The sequence below is a fragment of the Saccharopolyspora karakumensis genome, from assembly GCF_004349225.1.
GTDB lineage: Bacteria > Actinomycetota > Actinomycetes > Mycobacteriales > Pseudonocardiaceae > Saccharopolyspora > Saccharopolyspora endophytica.
The window spans coordinates 10,359-29,287 of the sequence record NZ_SMLA01000040.1; the positions used below are offsets into that span (position 1 = coordinate 10,359).

Annotated in this window: 12 protein-coding genes; 9 read left to right on the plus strand and 3 right to left on the minus strand. The window is 70.8% G+C overall.

Annotated elements, in window-relative coordinates:
* The first annotated feature begins 58 nt into the window (after positions 1–58).
* From eccCa to E1202_RS22175, 4 genes are all read left to right on the plus strand, one after another.
* Positions 59–3,982 carry a type VII secretion protein EccCa gene (eccCa, locus tag E1202_RS22160; protein WP_132685068.1) on the plus strand — a complete coding sequence of 1,308 codons (3,924 nt, stop codon included), beginning with the start codon at positions 59–61 and terminating at the stop codon, positions 3,980–3,982.
* The gene (locus E1202_RS22165; protein ID WP_132685069.1) at positions 3,979–5,133 is read left to right on the plus strand and encodes a S8 family serine peptidase; all 1,155 of its coding nucleotides are present in this window, start codon (positions 3,979–3,981) and stop codon (positions 5,131–5,133) included. The genes eccCa and E1202_RS22165 overlap by 4 nt, the downstream gene beginning before the upstream one ends.
* A 145-nt stretch (positions 5,134–5,278) precedes the next feature.
* A complete protein-coding gene (locus tag E1202_RS22170; RefSeq protein WP_132685070.1) occupies positions 5,279–8,122 on the plus strand; it encodes a helix-turn-helix transcriptional regulator in 2,844 nt (947 codons plus the stop codon).
* A 404-nt stretch (positions 8,123–8,526) separates the two neighbouring features.
* Positions 8,527–9,273 (plus strand): sigma-70 family RNA polymerase sigma factor, encoded by a 747-nt coding sequence (locus tag E1202_RS22175; protein WP_132685071.1) that lies wholly within the window; start codon positions 8,527–8,529, stop codon positions 9,271–9,273.
* On the opposite strand, the gene E1202_RS22180 is transcribed toward E1202_RS22175, so the two are convergent.
* Positions 9,242–10,237, minus strand: coding sequence for a LacI family DNA-binding transcriptional regulator (locus E1202_RS22180; RefSeq protein ID WP_132685072.1), 996 nt, complete (start codon positions 10,235–10,237; stop codon positions 9,242–9,244). The genes E1202_RS22175 and E1202_RS22180 overlap by 32 nt on opposite strands.
* A gap of 167 nt (positions 10,238–10,404) precedes the next feature.
* On the opposite strand from E1202_RS22180, the gene E1202_RS22185 reads away from it, so the two are divergent.
* The 3 genes from E1202_RS22185 (at position 10,405) to E1202_RS22195 (ending at position 13,785) form a co-directional block, all read left to right on the plus strand.
* A complete protein-coding gene (locus tag E1202_RS22185) occupies positions 10,405–11,784 on the plus strand; it encodes a sugar porter family MFS transporter (protein ID WP_132685073.1) in 1,380 nt (459 codons plus the stop codon).
* Positions 11,781–12,458: a nucleoside/nucleotide kinase family protein gene (locus tag E1202_RS22190; RefSeq protein WP_408007067.1), complete on the plus strand. Its 678-nt coding sequence runs from the start codon at positions 11,781–11,783 to the stop codon at positions 12,456–12,458. Before E1202_RS22185 ends, E1202_RS22190 begins: the two co-directional genes overlap by 4 nt.
* 637 nt (positions 12,459–13,095) lie before the next feature.
* Entirely contained in the window at positions 13,096–13,785 is a 690-nt protein-coding gene (locus tag E1202_RS22195; protein WP_132685074.1) for a type 1 glutamine amidotransferase domain-containing protein, read from the plus strand.
* 131 nt (positions 13,786–13,916) lie between these two features.
* Here the strand turns inward: E1202_RS22195 and E1202_RS31540 are convergent, their stop codons facing one another.
* A complete protein-coding gene (locus E1202_RS31540; protein ID WP_165943943.1) occupies positions 13,917–14,078 on the minus strand; it encodes a hypothetical protein in 162 nt (53 codons plus the stop codon).
* A 115-nt stretch (positions 14,079–14,193) separates the two neighbouring features.
* Here E1202_RS31540 and E1202_RS22200 point away from each other — a divergent pair, with 115 nt between their 5' ends.
* Both E1202_RS22200 and E1202_RS22205 read left to right on the plus strand, forming a co-directional pair.
* On the plus strand, positions 14,194–15,672 hold the full coding sequence (locus E1202_RS22200) for a helix-turn-helix domain-containing protein (RefSeq protein ID WP_132685075.1): 1,479 nt from the start codon (positions 14,194–14,196) through the stop codon (positions 15,670–15,672).
* Between the two features lie 299 nt (positions 15,673–15,971).
* Complete coding sequence (locus E1202_RS22205; protein WP_235878850.1) at positions 15,972–17,813, plus strand: hypothetical protein; 1,842 nt, start codon at positions 15,972–15,974, stop codon at positions 17,811–17,813.
* A gap of 86 nt (positions 17,814–17,899) precedes the next feature.
* On the opposite strand, the gene E1202_RS22210 is transcribed toward E1202_RS22205, so the two are convergent.
* A complete protein-coding gene (locus tag E1202_RS22210; RefSeq protein ID WP_132685076.1) occupies positions 17,900–18,904 on the minus strand; it encodes a LacI family DNA-binding transcriptional regulator in 1,005 nt (334 codons plus the stop codon).
* Positions 18,905–18,929: the final 25 nt, after the last annotated feature.

The window sequence follows — 18,929 nt, forward strand, 5'->3', positions numbered from 1 at the left end:
TCTGATCGCATTGAGTGTGACGCCGTTTCGGCGACCGGCCAGGCAGAAGCCCCCCGCGATGCCCGACGGGGAACTGTCCTTGCAGGAGCCGCCCGTCATACCCGAGCAGGTCAGTGGCGGTTTCGGCGGTCTGCTGATGTACCTGCCGATGGCGCTGGGTTCCGGGGCCATGATGCTGATGTTCATGGGCCGCGGTGGTTCCGGCGGGTTCGGCGGCATCGGGCTGATCGTGGTGGCGCTGATGGCGGTGTCCATGCTGGCCATGGGTTTCGGCCAGATGGGTCGCAACATCGGGGAGCGCAAGCGCCGCCTCAAGGGCGAGCGCCGCGACTACCTGCGCTACCTGGGCCAGATGCGCAAGCAGGTCCGCCAGGTCGCGGTGGATCAGCGAACGGCGTTGGCGTGGCGGCATCCTGACCCGTCGGGCCTGTGGTCGGTGGCGATGAGCGGCCGGCTGTGGGAACGGCGCCTGTCGCACGCCGACTTCGCCGAGGTCCGCATCGGCCGGTCCGCGCAGCGGCTGGCGATGAAGATGACCCCGGTGCAGTCCAAGCCGGTGGAGGACCTGGAGCCGCTGTCCGCCCGGGCGCTGCGCCGGTTCATCAAGGCCTACACCACTGTGGACGATCTGCCGACAGCCCTGTTCCTGCGCGGTTTCTCGCAGGTGCAGATGCGCGGTGACGCCGAGGCGGCGCGCGGTCTGCTGCGCGCGGTGCTGGCGCAGCTGGTGACCTTCCACTCCCCCGACGACCTCAAGATCGCCGTGTGCGCGAGCCCGGACCGGGCGTCCGAGTGGGACTGGGTGAAGTGGCTGCCGCACGCCCAGCACGCCAGCCAGCAGGACGGCGCCGGTCACGTGCGGATGCTGACCAGCACGCTCGCCGAGCTGGAGGCCGTCGTCGGCCCGGACCTCAACGATCGGGGCCGGTTCGAGGCCGGTGCGAGCCCGACCCGCGACGAGCCGTTCGTGGTGGTCGTCCTCGACGGCATCACCGTCCCGGCGGAGTCCCGGCTGGCCGGTGCCGGCTACCGCAACGCCACCGTGCTCAACCTCGACATGTCCGGTTCCGCGCAGCGCACGACGCTGCGCCTGGAGCTGGCCAGCGAGCAGATCGACATGATCCGGCTCAACCGCTCCGGTGCCGAGGTGCGCACCGAGCTGGGCACGCCGGACTCGCTGAGCCTGTCGCAGGTGACCTCGCTGGCGCGCACGCTGGCTCCGTTCCGGCTCAGCGCCACCACCGACATCGTCGAGCCGATGGTCACCGACTTCGACCTCGCCGCGCTGCTGGAGGTCGGCGAGATGGACAAGCTCGACGCCGCCCGCACCTGGGCGCGGACGTCGCCGCAGGACCGGCTGCGGGTGCCGATCGGCATCGCCGAGAACGGCACGAAGATCGAGCTGGACATCAAGGAGTCCGCGCAGGGCGGCATGGGTCCGCACGGCCTGCTGATCGGCGCGACGGGTTCGGGCAAGTCGGAGCTGCTGCGCACGCTGGTGGTCGCGATGGCGATCACGCACTCCTCGGAGTTCCTCAACTTCGTGCTGGTGGACTTCAAGGGCGGCGCGACGTTCCTGGGCCTGGACGAGCTGCCGCACACCTCGGCGGTGATCACCAACCTGGCCGACGAGGCACCGCTGGTCACCCGCATGCAGGACGCGCTGCAGGGCGAGATGGTGCGCCGCCAGGAGCTGCTGCGCTCGGCGGGCAACTACAGCTCGCTGCTGGAGTACGAGAAGGCCCGCGCGGCAGGCGCCCAGCTGGCTCCGATGCCGAGCCTGTTCCTGGTGGTCGACGAGTTCAGCGAGCTCCTGGCCTCGCACCCGGACTTCGCGGAGCTGTTCGTGATGATCGGCCGGCTGGGCCGGTCGCTGGGCGTGCACCTGCTGCTGGCCTCGCAGCGCATCGACGACGGCCGGATGCACAAGCTGGAGAGCCACCTGTCCTACCGGATCGGCCTGCGCACCTTCTCGGCGATGGAGAGCCGTTCGGTGATCGGTGTTCCCGACGCCTACCAGCTGCCGAGCGCGCCGGGCAACGGCTACCTGCGCTCGGACGTGGCGACCCTGTCGCGGTTCAAGGCCGCCTACGTCTCGGCGCCGTTCAAGCGGCGCACCGCGGAGCAGCGCAAGGCCGAGATCAGCCGCCAGGTGGTGACCTTCGGCGCCGCCCGGCTGCCCGACGCGCCCACCGCGCAGGTCCCGGAGCCGGAACCCGAGACCGAGGAGGAGACGACCGAGACCCTGCTGCAGGTCGCTGTCAGCCGCCTCAAGGGCCAGGGCCCGCCGGCGCACCAGGTGTGGCTGCCGCCGCTGGACGAGCCGCCGACGCTCGACGAGCTGCTGCCGCCGCTGGTCCCGGACGCCGACAACGGACTCAGCCCGATCAGCTGGCCGGGTCGCGGCAAGCTGCAGGTCCCGGTGGGCGTCATCGACAAGCCCTTCGACCAGGCCCGCGAGCTGTACGTGGTGGACCTGTCCGGGGTCGGCGGGCACGTCGGCATCGCCGGTGGCCCGCAGGCCGGCAAGTCGACGATGCTGCGCACGCTCATCGCCGGTCTCGCGCTGACCCACACGCCCGCCGAGGTGCAGTTCTACTGCCTGGACTTCGGTGGCGGAACCCTGCAGACCCTCGGCGAGCTGCCGCACATCGGCGGCATCGCCGGGCGCATGGACTCCGAGCGGGTCAGCCGCACCGTGGCCGAGGTGCAGGGGGTGCTGGCCAAGCGCGAGAAGATCTTCGCCGCGCACGGCGTGGAGAACATGGCCGAGTACCGGGAGCTGCGCCGCAGGGGCAAGATCCCGGAGGACTCCTTCGGCGACGTGTTCCTGGTGGTGGACAACTGGGGCACGCTGCGCAGCGACTTCGAGCAGCACGACCAGACGATCCGGTCGCTGGCCTCGCGCGGCCTGACCTACGGCATCCACCTGATGCTGACCACCGGCCGCTGGGCCGACATCCACAGCCAGCTGCGCGACCAGCTGGGAACCCGGCTGGAGCTGCGGCTGGGCGACTCGATCGACTCGGTGATCGACATGCGCGCGGCGGCGGGCGTTCCGCGCCAGCCGGGTCGCGGTCTGACGATGGACAAGCTGCACTTCCTGTCCGCGATCCCGCGCCTGGACGGCCTGCGCCGGGTCGACGACCTGGCCAAGGGCGCCAGGATGCTGGCCGAGGCGGTGGCCGACAACTGGGACGGCGAGGACGCCGCCGGGGTCCGTATGCTGCCGTCGGTGCTGCCCGCCGAGCAGCTGCCCGAGCCGCAGGGCACGCTGCGGGTCGCGCTGGGCTGGGGCGAGGCGGACCTGCAGCCGGTGTGGCACGACTTCTCCACCCAGCCGCACCTGACCGTCCTCGGCGACACCGGCAGCGGCAAGACCGCGCTGCTGCGGCTGATCGCCGACGCGATCCCGAAGAACTACGCGCCGGGCGAGGCCGAGCTGATCCTGGTCGACTCGCGCCGCGTGCTGCTGGACGCGGTTCCCGACGCCTACCGGCGGGGTTTCGCGTTCTCGGCGACCGCCGCGAAGGACATCGTGGGCACCGCCGCAGGCGAGCTGCGCGAGCGGCTGCCCGGTGCGGACGTCACGCCGCAGCAGCTGCAGCGGCGCGACTGGTGGTCGGGTCCGGAGGTGTTCATCCTCGTCGACGACTACGACCTGCTGGCCAGCACCATGGGCGGTCCGCTGGACTCGCTGCTGGACCTGCTGCCGCAGGCCGCCGACATCGGTCTGCACGTGATCCTCACCCGCAGCGCGGCCGGTTCCTCGCGGCTGTCGATGGACTCGGTGGTGCGGCGGATGCAGGAGTCCAACACGCCGGACCTGGCGTTCTCCTGCCCGCCCACGGAGATGCCGCTGCTCAACGGCATGCGCGCGCAGGTGCTGCCCGCGGGCCGGGCGCACCTGGTGACCCGCCGCAGCGCGACGCTGATGCAGGCGGGCTGGCTGGAGCCGCGTCCGGCGGGAGACCGGGCGTGAGGGCGGCGGTCGCGGTGGTGGTGGCCGGGGTGGTGCTCGCGATGGCACCGGTCCCGGCCGCAGCACAGCAGCAGTGCGCGCAACCGGCGACTCACGTGGTGCCGCAGGAGGGCTGGGCCCTGCAGCGGCTCGATCCGAGCCGCGTGTGGGGTCTGACCACCGGCGAGTCGGTGACCGTCGCGGTCATCGGCACGGGTGTGAGCTCCGCGGCGCCGGCGCTGTCCGGTGCGGTGCTGTCCGGGCAAAGCCTCAGCGGTGGTGCGGGCGACGACGACTGCGCGGGCCGGGACACCTTCATGGCCGGGGTGATCGCGGCGCGTCCGGCGGCGGGCACCGGTTCCACCGGCATCGCGCCGGGCGCGCGGATCCTGCCGATCCGCATCACCGACGATCCGAAGGAGGTCGAGGCGGGCAAGCTGGCCTCGGCGATCCGCTCGGCCGCCGACGGCGGCGCGAAGGTGATCGCCGTGTCGGTCGGCACGGCCGCCGCCGACGGCGGGCTGCGCGCGGCGGTGTCGTACGCGCTGAGCAAGGACGCCCTGGTCATCGCACCATCCGATGTGGACGTGGGCGAGGACGCGATCCCCTACCCCGCCGCGTTCCCGGAGGCGCTGGCGGTCACCGGAATCACCGGCGAGGGCGAGCCGATCCAGCACGCGGCGGGCCCGCCCGCGCTGGTCGCACCGGGCAACGAGGTCGTCGGCATCGCCCCGCGCGGCTCCGGCCAGCTGGTGGCCTCCGGCGGCGGCATCGGGGTCGCGTTCGTCGCGGGAACGGCCGCGCTGGTGCGCGCCTACCACCCGCGGCTGTCGGCGGCCCAGGTGCGAGAGCGCTTGCAGGACACCGCCGATCACCCGCCCGCCGAGCTGCCGGACCCGCAGCGCGGGTACGGCGTGGTCAACCCGGCCGCCGCGGTCACCTCGGTGCTTCCCGCCGAGTCCGGCGAGAAGCCGATGGCCGCAGCGGCTCCACCGGTTCACCTGCCGCCGACGCCGTTCGTCGATCCGCTGCCGCGCCTGGTGACGCTGCTGGTCACCGGCTCGGTCGGTCTGCTGGCGGTGCTCAGTGCGATCGGCGCGGTGCTGCTGCCGCGAGCCCGCGAGCGGGGCTGGCGGTCGGCGTGGCACGGCGCCCCGAAGAGCGGGGGCTAGGCTACGTGCGCGAGCAGAACTCGATCAAGCCCGCCGCGGCGGCGCACCTCGGTCGCGAACCGCGAATGACCCAACCGAAAATTTCGAACGCGCGCGACTCCGGTGACCGGTCGGCACCGGTCCGGGACCAGGCAGGGCCGCGTTGATGACGTCGGGTGGAGCAGCGGAGCTCTTCGGCCGCGACTCGGAGCTGGCGCAGCTGCGCGGGCTCGCCGGTGAGGTGGTGGCCGGGCGCGGCAACGTGCTCTGGCTCGAAGGTGAACCGGGCATCGGCAAGACGGCGCTGCTGCGCGCCCTGCTCGCCGAGGCCGAGCGCCTCGGCTGCGCGGTGCACCACGCCGCGGCCGACCAGCTCTCCCAGCGCTTCCCGCTGCGCGTGCTGCTGGACTGCCTCGCGGTGCACCCCAAGTCCGACGACCCGGAGATCCTCGGGATCCACGAGCGCCTGCGCCTGGCCAGCGACGACCCGGTCCCGGCCATCGCCGAGCAGCTCATCTCGCTGGTGGAGAAGCTGTGCGCGGCGGACTCCCTGGTGCTGGCCGTGGACGACGTGCAGTGGGCGGACGAGTCCAGCCTGCTGGTGTGGCACCGGTTGAGCCGCCTCGCCGAGCACCTGCCGTTGCTGCTGGTGGCGGCGATCCGCCCGTCCGGCAGCCGCACCGAGCTCGGCGCGGTGCGCGGCGAGGGCCGCGCGGCGGTGCGGATCTCGGTCCCACCGCTGGACGAGGCGGCCAAGGCGGACCTGGCCGCGCACCTGACCGGTGCCGCCGAGGTCGGGCCCGCGCTGCTGGAGACGCTGGGCCGCGCGGCCGGAAACCCCCGCTACGTGCGGGAAATGGTGCTGGCGCTCGCGCGCGAGAACCACCTCGACGCCGACGGGGCGCGCGCGGAGCTCACCCCGGACATGACCGACGGCGCGCTGCCGCGCTCGCTGGCCGAGGCCATCGCCGCCCGGCTGGGTTTCGTCGGCAGCGACACCATCGGGCTGCTGCGGATGGCCGCGTTGCTGGGCCCCACGTTCTCGGTGACCGATCTGCGCACCGTCTCCGAGCGCCCGGTGGTGGCCTTGGTGGGCTGCGTGGAGGAGGCCCTGACCGCCGGTCTGCTGGTGGAGTCGGGGTCGCGGTTGACCTTCCAGCACGGGCTGATCCGCCAGGCGCTGCACGAGACCACGCCGACCGCCCTGCGGCTGGCGCTGCATCACCAGGCCGCCCGCGCGCTGGCGTCCTCCGGCGCGCCGGTGGAGCGCACCGGTGAGCAGCTGCTGGCCTCGATCTCCGTCGACGACGCCGAGATCGACGACTGGGGCCTGGACTGGCTGGTCGGCAACAGCCGGATGCTGGCCCACCGCGCGCCGGACTGCGCCGAAGCGCTGCTCGGCAGCGCGATCCCGCTGCTGTCCACGCACGACCCGCGGCGTGAACCACTGCGCACCGCACGGGTTCTGGCGATGGTGCAGCTGGGCCGCCCGGAGCAGGCGCGCGAGCTCAGCGAACGCGCGCTGGCCGACACACACGACCCGTCGTGCGCGGCGGAGCTCAGCTGGTACCTGGCGTGGTCGCTGGCCGCGCTGGGACTCGACGACCTGGCCACCGAGGTGGTCGAGACGGCCCTGCGGACACCGGGTTTCGACCGGCCGTGGGTGGCGCGGATGCACGCGGTGCTCGGGCAGGTCATGCTCTCGCGCGGGCACTTCGAGGCCGCGGACGCGGCGGTGGAGCGCGCGCTCGCCGAAGCCCGGCCCGCCCGCGACGGTTTCGCGCTCGGCCTCGCCCTGCACGTGCGCGGAGCCGCGTTGGCGCGGCGGTGCGACCTGGCCGAGGCGGTGATCTGCTACGAGCAGGCGGGCGCCGCCCTGGGCGACGCACCGGAGAACACCGATCTGCGGCTGACGGTGCTCGGCAATCGGATGATGCTGCTGTTCGGCCTGGGTCAGGCGGCGGAGGCCGAGGGCGCGTTGCACGAGATGCTGGCCATCGCCGAGCGTTCCGCGACTCCGGCGCGGCTGGCCGCGGTGCGCCTGTCGGCGGCCAACCACTACTACACGATCGGCCGGTGGGAGGACGCGACCGCCGAGCTGGACGCGGCCACCGAGCTCGCCGACCGGCTCGACGAGGCGGGACGCCGCTGGTTGCACGGCCTTTCGGGGCTGCTGGCGGGTCACCGCGACGACAGGCCGACGCTGCTGCGCAGCCTGCAGGCCGCCGACTGCGAGGAGAACCCGGCCACCCGCTCGGCCGCGGAGTTCCTGCTGCTGGCCGGCGCGATGCGCGCCGAGGCCGAGTCGGATCCGCGGCGCGCCGTGCGGTTGCTGGCGGAGGCGCTGACCGAGGGCAAGCGGTTCGGCACCCGCTACCTGTGGTTGCCGGACCTGGTGCGGCTGGCGATCGGGACCGGCGAGACCGAGATCGCGGGCCGCGCCACGGATGCGTGCGCCGAGGACGCCGCGGTCGGCGCGGTGCCCAACATCGTCGCCGCCTCGCAGCACTGCCGCGGCCTGCTGGAGCGCGATCCGACGGCGCTGCGGGCCGCGATCGAGCTCTACAGCAAGACCAGCCAACCGCCCAGGTACGCGCGGGCGCTCGAGGACATGGCGGTGGTGCTGGCCGAGCGCGGCGAGTCCGCGCAGGCGCGCACCGCCTACGGGCGGGCCGTGCAGGTCTACCAGAAGCTCGGCGCGACCTGGGACCTGCGGCGCGCAGATGCGCGGATGCGGCCGCACGGCGTGCGGCACGCGCGGGGACGGCGGCATCGCGCCACCAACGGCTGGGAGTCGCTGACGCCGACGGAGCGGCAGATCGCCCACCTGGTGGCTGACGGGCTGCCCAACCCCGACATCGCGGCGGCGCTGTTCTCCTCCCGACGCACGGTGGAGGTCCACGTCTCGCACATCCTGGCCAAGCTCGGCGCGCGATCGCGCGTGGAGATCGCGGTGGAGGCGACGCGGCACGGTGGCGAGGAGATGCGCAGCGACTCCAGATCCGCGTGACACCTGAATCGGTGCCGCAGCGTCACGGTTTCGGCGCGATGATCACGTGTTAGGCCGATCGCGCACGGCGCTCAACGCGACCCCGCGCGCCGAAGAGCTCACGCCGTGCCACCGATCACAGCTCCGTCATCGTTCGTTCACAGGAGCTTTATCTTTCCGACCGACTGGTTGGTTCGGCACATGGGGACGGAACACGGCAAATCGACCACCGCTGTGCTCATCTGAGCACCACGCGAGCACCACGTAGAAAAACTACGTGAGCTCCCGGATTACCTCCGTTCGAGCTAAAGGGCAAGCTCATCGCTGCCATCCGGAGATCCCGTTTCCGGTCGCTCCTCTCCCGATCTTTCCGGGATTTTGTGAACGATTCACCGACGGGGCAGACAACCGAATGAAGAAGCCACATGACGCTAGTCGGAGATCCGCGATCCGCGATCGCATTCGAACGGGCCCACGCCTCCTCCACGAACGGAGGTGGTGAGCACACGATTCGGAACACCGATACGACGCTGAAGTCGCTCTACGACGACTACTACGTGAGATTGCTGTCGTACGTGAACAGAATCCTCTCCGATCCGCACCACGCCGAGGACGTCGTTCAGGAGACGATGCTCCGAGCCTGGCAGCACGCGGAGACCCTGACGCCCGAGCGCGGCTCGGTCTGGGGCTGGCTGACCAGGGTGGCGCACAACATCGCCATCGACCGCATCCGCGCCCGCCGCGCGCGTCCCACCGAGGTCGACGAATCCGCAGGCAGCGGCTCCGCCGACTACGACGTCGACCACGCCGACGCCGTGGTCAACCGGGTCGTGGTGGCCACCATGGTCAACAAGCTGGTCCCCGCGCACCGCTCGGTGCTCTACGAGGTCTACTTCGCCGACCACACCGCGACCAGGGCCGCGAGCTCGCTGGGCATTCCGCCGGGAACGGTGAAATCCCGGCTGCACCACGCGCTGCGGAACCTCAAAACGACCATGGAACCCCGTTCCCGGGATCCTTTTCGCGCCAAATCCCGAGAGCGCTCCCACCGCGGGCGGGAACGCCCCCGCATCCCATTGCGATGTGACAATGCGACGGCGAACGTCCCACCGATTTGGATTTCGCGGTTCCCGAAACGATTCAAGGACAGCCGCACGAATTCCTGTGGATGAGACTCGACTCCAATCTATGTGTTCGCGGCGAGGAATCGGGATCGGCTATTCGGCGCAACAACAGACGGGCGGCAGTGGTGCCGATCTCCGCACTCGGTTGAGCGATCACGGTCAACCGGGGCGAGAACCAATCCGCCCACGGGAAATCGTCGAATCCCACCAGCGCCACATCGTCGGGCACGCGCAGGCCGGCCTCGCTGATCGCCCGCATGGCACCGATGGTCATGCTGTTGTTGGCCGCGATGACCGCCGTCGGCGCGTCCGGCCGCGCCAGCAGCCCGGCGGTGACCCGCGTCGCGCGTTCGCTCTCCGAGGCGCCCTCGACCAGCAGCTGCTCGTCGAAGCCGATCCCGTTGCGCGCCAAGCCGTCCCGGTAGCCGCGCAGCCGCTCCTCGGTCGTGGTCAGCCCGCCGAGCCCGGAGACCATCGCGATCCGGGTGTGCCCCAGCTCGGCGAGGTGGTCGACCAGCATCGCGGTGGGCTCGGCGTTGTCCGGCCCGACCTGGTCGTAGCGGTCGTCGCTGAGCCGGTCGGTCAGCACCACCGGAACCCGTTGCGCGTCCAGGTATTCCAGCGCCCGCGCCGGTTCGGCCGAAGGCGCCAGGATCACCCCGTCCACCCGTCTCTCGTGCATGCTGCGCGCCACGGTGAGCTCGTGGTCGGGGTCGTCGCGCGGGTCGGCCAGCAGCAGCGTGTAGCCCTGCCGCACCGCCTCTGACTCGATGCCCTGCAGCACCTGGCCGAAGTAGGGGTTGGAGATCGCCGACATCACCACGGCGATGGACCGCGATCCGCCGGTGGCCAGCGAGCGCGCGAGGGTGTTCGGGCTGTACCCCGTCTCGGCGATGGCGGCCTGAACGACCTGCCGGGTCTCCTCGCGCACCGTGCGGGTGCCGTTGATGACGTGCGAGACCGTCGCGGTGGACACTCCCGCGACGCGCGCTACGTCGGCCATGGTCGCCATCGACAAGCGCTCCTTCGGGCTCGATCGGGTGATGGGAAGCATACCCGGCAAACGCTTGCGCAAGCGCTTAACTTGGATCTACAGTGCCGAGCACTCAAAGCGGAGGCCGCGCCGAGGCGCGCACATCGACCCGCACCGCCGCGGGTCCGGGGAGGACGAGAGCACCCATGACCACATCAAGGGCCCCGGAGACGTCCGCGCCCCCTCGCGCCCGGCGCGGGGCCGTGCTCGGCGCGTCGACCATCGCCGCGCTCGGCGGTCTGCTCTTCGGCTACGACACCGGCGTGATCTCGGCGGCGCTGCTCTACATCGCCCCGGAGTTCTCGCTGTCCGACGGCATGCAGCAGTTCGTGGTCGCCTCCCTGCTGCTCGGCGCGATCGCCGGCTCGCTCGGCGCCGGACCGGTGGTCGACCGCATCGGCCGCAAGGTCACCCTGATCGTCCTGTCGGCCGTGTTCTCCGCGGGGGCGCTGCTGTCGGCGCTGGCCCCGGACACCTCGATCCTGGTCCTGGCGCGGATCCTGCTGGGCCTGGCCATCGGCGGTTCGTCGCTGGTCGTGCCGACCTACATCGCCGAGATCGCCCCGCCGACGCTGCGCGGCCGACTGGTGTCGATGAACCAGCTGATGATCACCATCGGCATCTTCGCCTCCTACCTCGTCGGCTACGCCTTCGCCGAGAGCGGCGCTTGGCGCTGGATGGTCGGGCTGGCCGTGGTGCCGTCGCTGGTCATGCTCGTCGGCCTGTTCACGCTGGCCGAGAGCCCGCGCTGGCTGCTCTCGCGCGGCCGGACCGAGGACGCCCGCAAGGCGCTGCTGCGCACGCACTCCGCGGCCGACGCCGACGCCTCGCTGGCGGAGATGTCCGAGGCGATGCGCGAGGAGAGCAAGTTCAGCTACCGGGACCTGCTGAGCCCGAAGCTGCGTCCCGCCGTGCTGCTCGGCTTCGCGGTGGCCGCCACCAACCAGCTGGTCGGCGTCAACGCAGTCATCTACTACGCACCGACGATCCTCAAGCAGGCCGGGCTCGGCGATTCCGCCGCGATCCTGTCCTCGGTCGGCATCGGGGCCGCCAACATGATCTTCACGATGATCGCGTTGCTGTTCATCGACAAGGTGGGCCGCCGCCCGCTGCTGCTGGGCGGCACGAGCGTGGTCATCCTGGTGCTGTTCGGGCTGGGCGCCCTGTACCTGCTGCCCAGCGTGCACGGGCTGGGACTGCTGCTCACCGGCGGGTTGATGCTCTACGAGGCGGCGTTCGCGGCGAGCCTGGGCCTGGCGATCTGGCTGATCAACAGCGAGGTGTTCCCGACCGCGGTGCGCGGCAAGGCCGCCGGTGTCGGCACGGTGACGCACTGGGGCCTCGACTTCCTGATCTCCATCTCGGTGCTGACGCTGATCAACGCGCTGACCCCGACCGGCCTGTTCTGGATCTACGGGTTGCTCGGCGTCCTCGGTCTGGTCTACCTGTGGCGGAACCTGCCGGAGACCAAGAACCGCACGCTGGAGGACATCGAGAGCTCGCTGCGCAAGGGGGAGCGGGCGTGATCCCCGGGCACCACGACGGTCTGCCCGGTCTGCTCGACCGCGCCCGCGCACTGGCCTCGACCGGCTCGCGCCACGTCCTGGGCATCGCAGGCGGTCCCGGTTCCGGGAAGGGCACGCTGGCCGAGAAGCTGCTCGGCGAACTGGGTTCGGCGGCCGTGGTGGTGCCCATGGACGGTTTCCACCTGGCCGAGGCGGAGTTGCGCCGCCTCGGCCGGCGGGACCGCAAGGGCGCCCCGGACACCTTCGACGCGGCGGGTTACGTCGCGCTGCTGCGCCGGATCCGCGAGGGCACCGAGACGGTGTACGCGCCGCGGTTCCACCGCGAGGTCGAGGAGTCCTACGCGGGCGCCATCCCGGTCGACCCCGACGTCCCGCTGGTCATCACCGAGGGCAACTACCTGCTGCTCGACCAGGCCCCCTGGTCCGAAGTGCGGTCTCTGCTCGACGAGTCCTGGTTCCTGCACCAGTCCGACGACGAGATCGTCTCCCGCCTGGTCGAGCGCCACGTCCACCACGGCAAGACCCGCGCCGAGGCCGAGGACTGGGTCCACCGCAGCGACATGCGCAACGCCCGCCTCATCACCCCCACCAGCACCCGAGCCGACCTCCTGGTCACCGACGGCATGCATGAGCTCGGCACTTCGCACAACCGCCGAAACGGTAGAACCGGGTGACGTGTCACGCGGAAATATTTCGTCCGTTTGCGGTGCGCTCGTCCCCAGGGATTGATAGAAGTATCTCCGCCTGGAAAGGCTCGACCCTGGGGAAGGGTTGACGATGACACGATCAATGAAACACGCCTTGGCGTTTGTGGCGTGCATTCTGGCTTTCGGAACGTTGGCACCAACGGCTCATGCCGACGCGCCGACGCGCCGACTGATCCGTTATCGGGGATTGCGAATTCCAGCTGGACAAGCCGCATGATTCGCACCACAACCCGCCATACGGCCTCGCGGAACCTCGCGGCTGGGGTTCAGAGTCGACGGCTTGGCTAAGGACCGTTTCGGGGACCGAGCTGAAACTCGCGACCTACTTCTAGAAGATCCGGGTGCACTGCACCTCCGGTGCGCCGGGGGTACGTCGACGAGATCACCGTCGTCGACGAGCAATTCTTCGCGCAGTTGCTCGGCCGCACGTCCGTTCCGGGTGAGCAGACCGGCTCACCGTGCTTCCCACCGGGCGCGGATTCGCGTTCACCCTCGGCGACAACCCGCCTTGACCGGGCATCGCTTCATCGATTGGCACCGGTGGCGGACCCGCGCATACGGTCGGAGGTGGAACCGCACACCTCTAGTTTGAGAGCGAAACCCCATGGCGAAGATCCTGTTCGTGCTCACCGGCGCGGACCACTGGACGCTCAACGACGGCACGAAGCACCCCACGGGGTTCTGGGCCGAGGAGTTCGCGGCACCGTACGAGGCGTTCACCGGCGCGGGCCACGAGGTCGTGGTCGCCTCCCCGGGCGCGGTGGTGCCCCCGGTCGACCGAGGCAGCCTGAGCGCCGACGCCAACGGCGGGCAGGAAGCAGCCGACCGCGTCGCCGCGGTCCTGGACGACGCCACCGAGCTGAAGAACCCGATCGACCTGGCGAAGGTGAACCCGGCCGACTACGACTCGGTGTTCTACCCGGGCGGGCACGGGCCGATGGAGGACCTCGCGGTCAACGCCGACTCCGCTCGCGTCCTCACCGAGACCCTCGACTCCGGCAAGCCCCTGGCGATCGTGTGCCACGCCCCGGCCGCGCTGCTGGCCACCACCCAGGGCGGCGAGTCGCCGTTCCGGGGTTACTCGGTCACGGCCTTCACCAACTCCGAGGAGATCCAGGCCGGGCTGGCGGACAAGGCCCCGTGGCTGCTGCAGGACCGCCTCGCCGAACTCGGCGTCACCTTCGACGAGGGCACGCCCTGGTCCCCCAACGTCGTGGTCGACCGCAACCTCTACACGGGACAGAACCCGGCCTCGTCCGCGCCGCTCGCCCAGCGGGTCCTCAAAGCGCTCTGACCCCAGCCGCTTTCGCACGCCCTGAAACGAGACCGGTCCCGACACGCGAGTCGTGTCGGGACCGGTCTCGTTCGGGGGCGATCGGGTCGGGGGTAGCGCTGAGACGAGGAGGCTTCCCTCTCCCCCTCGCCTCAGCGTGGTGTTTGCTGCTCGCGAACACCGACCCCCAGGGTGACGTGGCGCGGCGTCAACCGGTCGCCGACGGCGGGCGTCGGGCCGACTCCCGTGCGCGAGATCCGCGCGCCGTTCGCCCGGCACTGCGGCGACGCCTCCACGGTATGGCCGTTGATCATCTGACCTCCAGTTCGTTCTCGCACAGTCAGCGCCGGAAATCAGGATCGGATTGCTGCACCAGGAGCCCCCTGCCCCGTAGGATCGCTCCCTCGATCTCACGAAAGAGGGGGCGCCTTGTCCGGCGACGACGATCGGGATTGCCTGGGCCGGCTTCGCGACATGCAGCGCGAGGCCGCCGAGCCCGGTGGGTTGCGCCGGTTGCTCGCCCGCTTCGCCGACGAGGTCTGCGGATCCGCGGCGCTGTTCGACGCGGCGGGCAAGCCCATCGCGAGCGCACCCGACCGCACCCCGCCCGCCGCGGTCGTCGACACCGCGCGCCGCGTGCGGCTGGGCGAGCACCGGTCCGTCGTCGAGCGCGACGGGCACGACCAGGTCGCGGCATTCGCCATCAGCGGCGAACCCGACGCACCGACGCTGGCGCTGGCCGGATCGGCGATCGACCGCTTCACCTCCGAACCGAGGCGCACCGATTCCCTCCGCGTGCTGGCGCTGACCTGGAAGGCCCAGCACGCGCACGAGCGGTCGATGCTGGTCGAGGCGGCCAACGACCAGGTCCGCGAGGCCGTGCTGCACCTGCTGATGGACGGCGGGCTGGCCACCGCGCACCGCACGGCTGAGGCGCTCGGCGACGCGCTGCCGGACCCGATGCGGGTGTGGGTCGTCGAAGTCGGCGCCATCGACAAGGGCGAGCGCGACGCGATCGCCGACGAGCTGATCCGCATCACCGATGGCCGGGCCTGGATGATCAAGTGCCCGGTGTACAGCGGACATCTCATCCCCGCGGTCGCGCCCACGAGCCACGAGGAGGAGCAGGCCTGCCTGCGCGAGCTGGTGGCGAAGGCCAACGCCGACATCGGCCGGATCAGCGCGGGCATCAGCGCCGTCCTCCCGCTGCGGGACTTCCCGACCGGCTACCAGCAGGCGTTCCACGCGCTGGCGCACGCGCGCGGCAACACGGAGCGCTTCGCGACCTTCCGCCGCAGCCACGACCTCGCCGCCGAGCTCGCCGGCCGCGGGCAGGACTGGGCGCGGCGGGTGCTGGCACCGCTGGAGGAGTTCGAACCCGCCCGTCCCCAGGACCCGTCGCGCGACGACCTGCGCAGCACCCTGATGTCGTGGCTGGCCTTCCACCAGCAGGCCACCCGGCACCTCAAGATCCACCGCAACACCCTCAGCGGCCGGCTGCACAAGATCGGTTCGCTGCTGGGCCGCGACCTGCACCGGCTCCCCGACCAGGCACAGCTGGACCTCGCGCTGCGGCTGCACGGCGGTCCCGAGGCACCGCGGTCGCCGCGCGACATCGACGAGCTGCTGCGCGGCGAGGAGGTTCGCCGCTGGGCCGAGGTGCTGATCGCGCCGCTGCGGGACTCGCCGCGGCTGGTCGAGACCGTCCAGGCCTGGCTGCTCGCCGACGCCAGGACGAGCCTCGCCGCCGAGTCGCTGGGCATCTCGGGCGCGGCGGTCCGCAAGCGACTGGTCAGCGCCGAGCAGCTGCTGGAGCGGTCGCTGCTGAACTCCCCCTCGCTGAGCTACGACCTGCACTTCGCGTTCCGCGCGCTCGACCTGACGACCGGTGCGCGGGTCCGGGATTGAGAAAATCGTGATCCGAGAATTGAACCGCAGTAGGCTGGAATACGTGCCCCCGCTTCTTTCCGCTCTCCGGGCGGAAATCGAGAAAGGGGAAACGCAACCGAATCCGTGAATGCGGCGCCGCGATGGTCGCTCTACCCACGGCGGACACCTCAGCTGGTAAAACGGGAATCCACTGCCGCGCTGGCGGTTTCACGACGACCACCTTCCGGAAATGCTCTTGATCGGTCTAGGGTCCCGATCTGAGAGCGCTCTCATGCAGTGCGTTCGTCGCATTGTCCTTTTCCGGAGGTGCTTGAAACATGACTCCCGTCTCACAACGGCGTGGGCGACGCCGGTTCCCGTTCTTCGCGGGAATGGCCGCTGTCGCCGCCGTCACCGCCGTCGCGCCCAGTGCGGCGGCGATGCCCGGCGCGAACCACGCTCAACCCGCGAAGCCCGCAGCTCCGGCACCCGGACCTCAGGCGTGCGCGGGCACCGACACGCCGGACTTCGGTCCGAACGTGCGGATCTTCGACCCGTCGATGTCGCCGGAGAGCATCCAGCAGCAGCTCGACGACGACTTCAACAACCTCAAGGACACGCTGGCCGACCAGATGTCCGAGGACCGGGTAGCGCACCTGTTCAAGCCGGGTGAGTACGCCGTCAACGACAACGTCGGCTACTACACCTCGGTGGCGGGCCTGGGCAAGAACCCCGGCGACGTCACCATCAACGGCAACATCACGGTCGACGCGTTCAACGAGTCCGACGAGGGCAACGCGACCCAGAACTTCTGGCGCTCGGCGGAGAACATGACCGTCAAGCCCAACGGCGCCAACCGCTGGGGCGTGTCGCAGGCCGCGCCGATGCGCCGCATGGACATCCAGGGCGACCTGGATCTGTACCCGGCGAGCTACGGCTGGGCCAGCGGTGGCTACCTCGCCGACACCAAGGTCTCGGGCACCACGGAGTCCTCGTCGCAGCAGCAGTGGTACACCCGCGACTCGCAGCTGGGCGCCTGGGACGGCGGCGTCTGGAACATGACGTTCTCCGGCGTGCAGGGCGCACCGCCCACCGCGTTCCCGACGCCGCCGCACACCACGCTGGAGTCGACGCCGGTGTCGGCCGACGTGCCGTACCTGTACGTCGACGACGCGGGCAAGTTCCAGGTGTTCCGCCCGGACGTGCGCACCAATGCCACCGGTCCGAGCTGGGCCAACGGTGACACCCCCGGCAAGTCGGTGCCGATGAGCCAGTTCTACGTGGCCAAGCCGACCGACACCGCCGCGGACATCAACGCCGCCGTGGCCTCGGGCTGCAACCTGTTCTTCACCCCGGGCGTGTACCACCTGGACGACACGATCAAGATCACCAACCCGGACACCATCGTGCTGGGCATCGGTTACCCGACGCTCATGCCCGACACCGGCAAGACGGCGATGGAGGTCGCCGACGTCGACGGCGTGCGCATCAAGGGCGTGCTGTTCGACGCGGGCACCCAGAACTCGCCGAGCCTGCTGACCGTCGGCGAGGAGGGCGCTTCGGCGGACCACTCGCAGAACCCGACGATCATGCAGGACGTGTTCTTCCGGCTGGGCGGCACCGTTGCGGGCAAGGCGACCAACAGCCTGATCGTCAACAGCAAGAACGCGGTCATGGACCACATCTGGGCCTGGCGCGCCGACCACGGCAACGAGGGCTCGTTCGGCTGGGACGTCAACCCCGGCGACACGGGTGTGCTGGTCAACGGTGACGACGTGACGGCCACCGGCCTGTTCGTCGAGCACTACAACAAGTACCAGGTCATCTGGAACGGCAACAACGGCAAGACGATCTTCTTCCAGAACGAGATGCCCTACGACGTCCCGGACCAGGCCTCGTACATGAACGACAACGGCCTGGAGGGCTGGGCCGCCTACAAGGTGGGTGACCAGGTCACCAACCACGAGGCCTGGGGCTTGGGGAGCTACTGCTTCTTCAACACCAACCCCGAGGTGAAGAACCACCACGCCTTCGAGGTCCCGGCGGTGCCGGGCGTGAAGTTCCACAGCATGGCGACGGTCTCGCTCAACGAGAAGGGATCGATCACCCACGTCATCAACGACACGGGTGATGTGACCCCGCCGGAGACCACGCCGTCGAACCTGGCGAACTTCCCGTGATCTGATCACCGGCGATCGGAGTCCGGGCGGGGCCACCACGGCCTCGCCCGGACTTCTCGCGTCGGGGCCCGGGGCGGGGACGACGCTCAGGAGGACTCGCGGACGACGAGTTCCGCGGTCAGGGTGATCGCCGGTTCGACGGCCTCGCCGGCGATCAGGCGCAGCAGCTGAGCCGCGAGCTGGCGGCCGATGCCGTCGATGGGCTGGCTGACGGTGGTCAGCGGCGGTTCGGTGTAACGAGCCCTGGTGATGTCGTCGAAACCGACCAGCGCCACGTCACCCGGGACGCGAAAACGGCTCTGGCGCAACACGTGCAGCGCTCCCTCGGCCATCAGGTCGGAGGCGGCGAACACGGCGTCGATCCCGGGTTCCTCGTCCAGCAGCCGCTTCATCGCCGCCTCGCCGGACGCGCGGGTGAAGTCCCCCGCCGCCACGACCGGCTCCTGCGAGTCGCCGAGGGCGTCCAGGTACCCGTCGAGGCGGTCCCTCCCGGCGATCATGTCCGGCGGTCCGGTGATGGTCGCGATGCGCCTGCGCCCGGAGGCGATCAGGTGCTCGACGGCCGTCCTCGCACCACCCCGGTTGTCCACGCCGACGCTGGGCACCTCGACCGGCCCGAGGACGCGTTCGTTGCTGACCACCGGGATCCCGGACTTCGCCAGCACCGCCGACAGCGCGTCCGCGCCGTGCAGCGAGGCGAGCATGACACCGTCGACCCGCCCGGCCACCGCCGAGCGCTCGATCCGGTCGCGGCTCGCCTCCGACCCGGCCAGCATCAGCACCAGCTGCTCGTCCTCGTCGTCCAGCTCCTGGCTGACGCCCTGGATGAGCCGGGGGAAGAACTGGTCGTCGGAGAACACGCGCGTGGAGGATTCGGGCAGCACCAGCGCGATCAGACCGGTCCGGTGGGTGACGAGGCTGCGCGCGGCCTGGTTGGGCACGTAGCCGACCTCGGCGATCGCGCATTCCACAGCGCGTCTGCTGGACGGCGCGACGGGCTGGTCGTTGATCACCCGCGACACGGTCGCGCGGGAGACTCCGGCGCGGGCGGCGACGGTCTCCAGGGTCGGACGGCGATCGCCTCTGGCCATGGCCCTTCCCCCTCGGTGCGGCGAA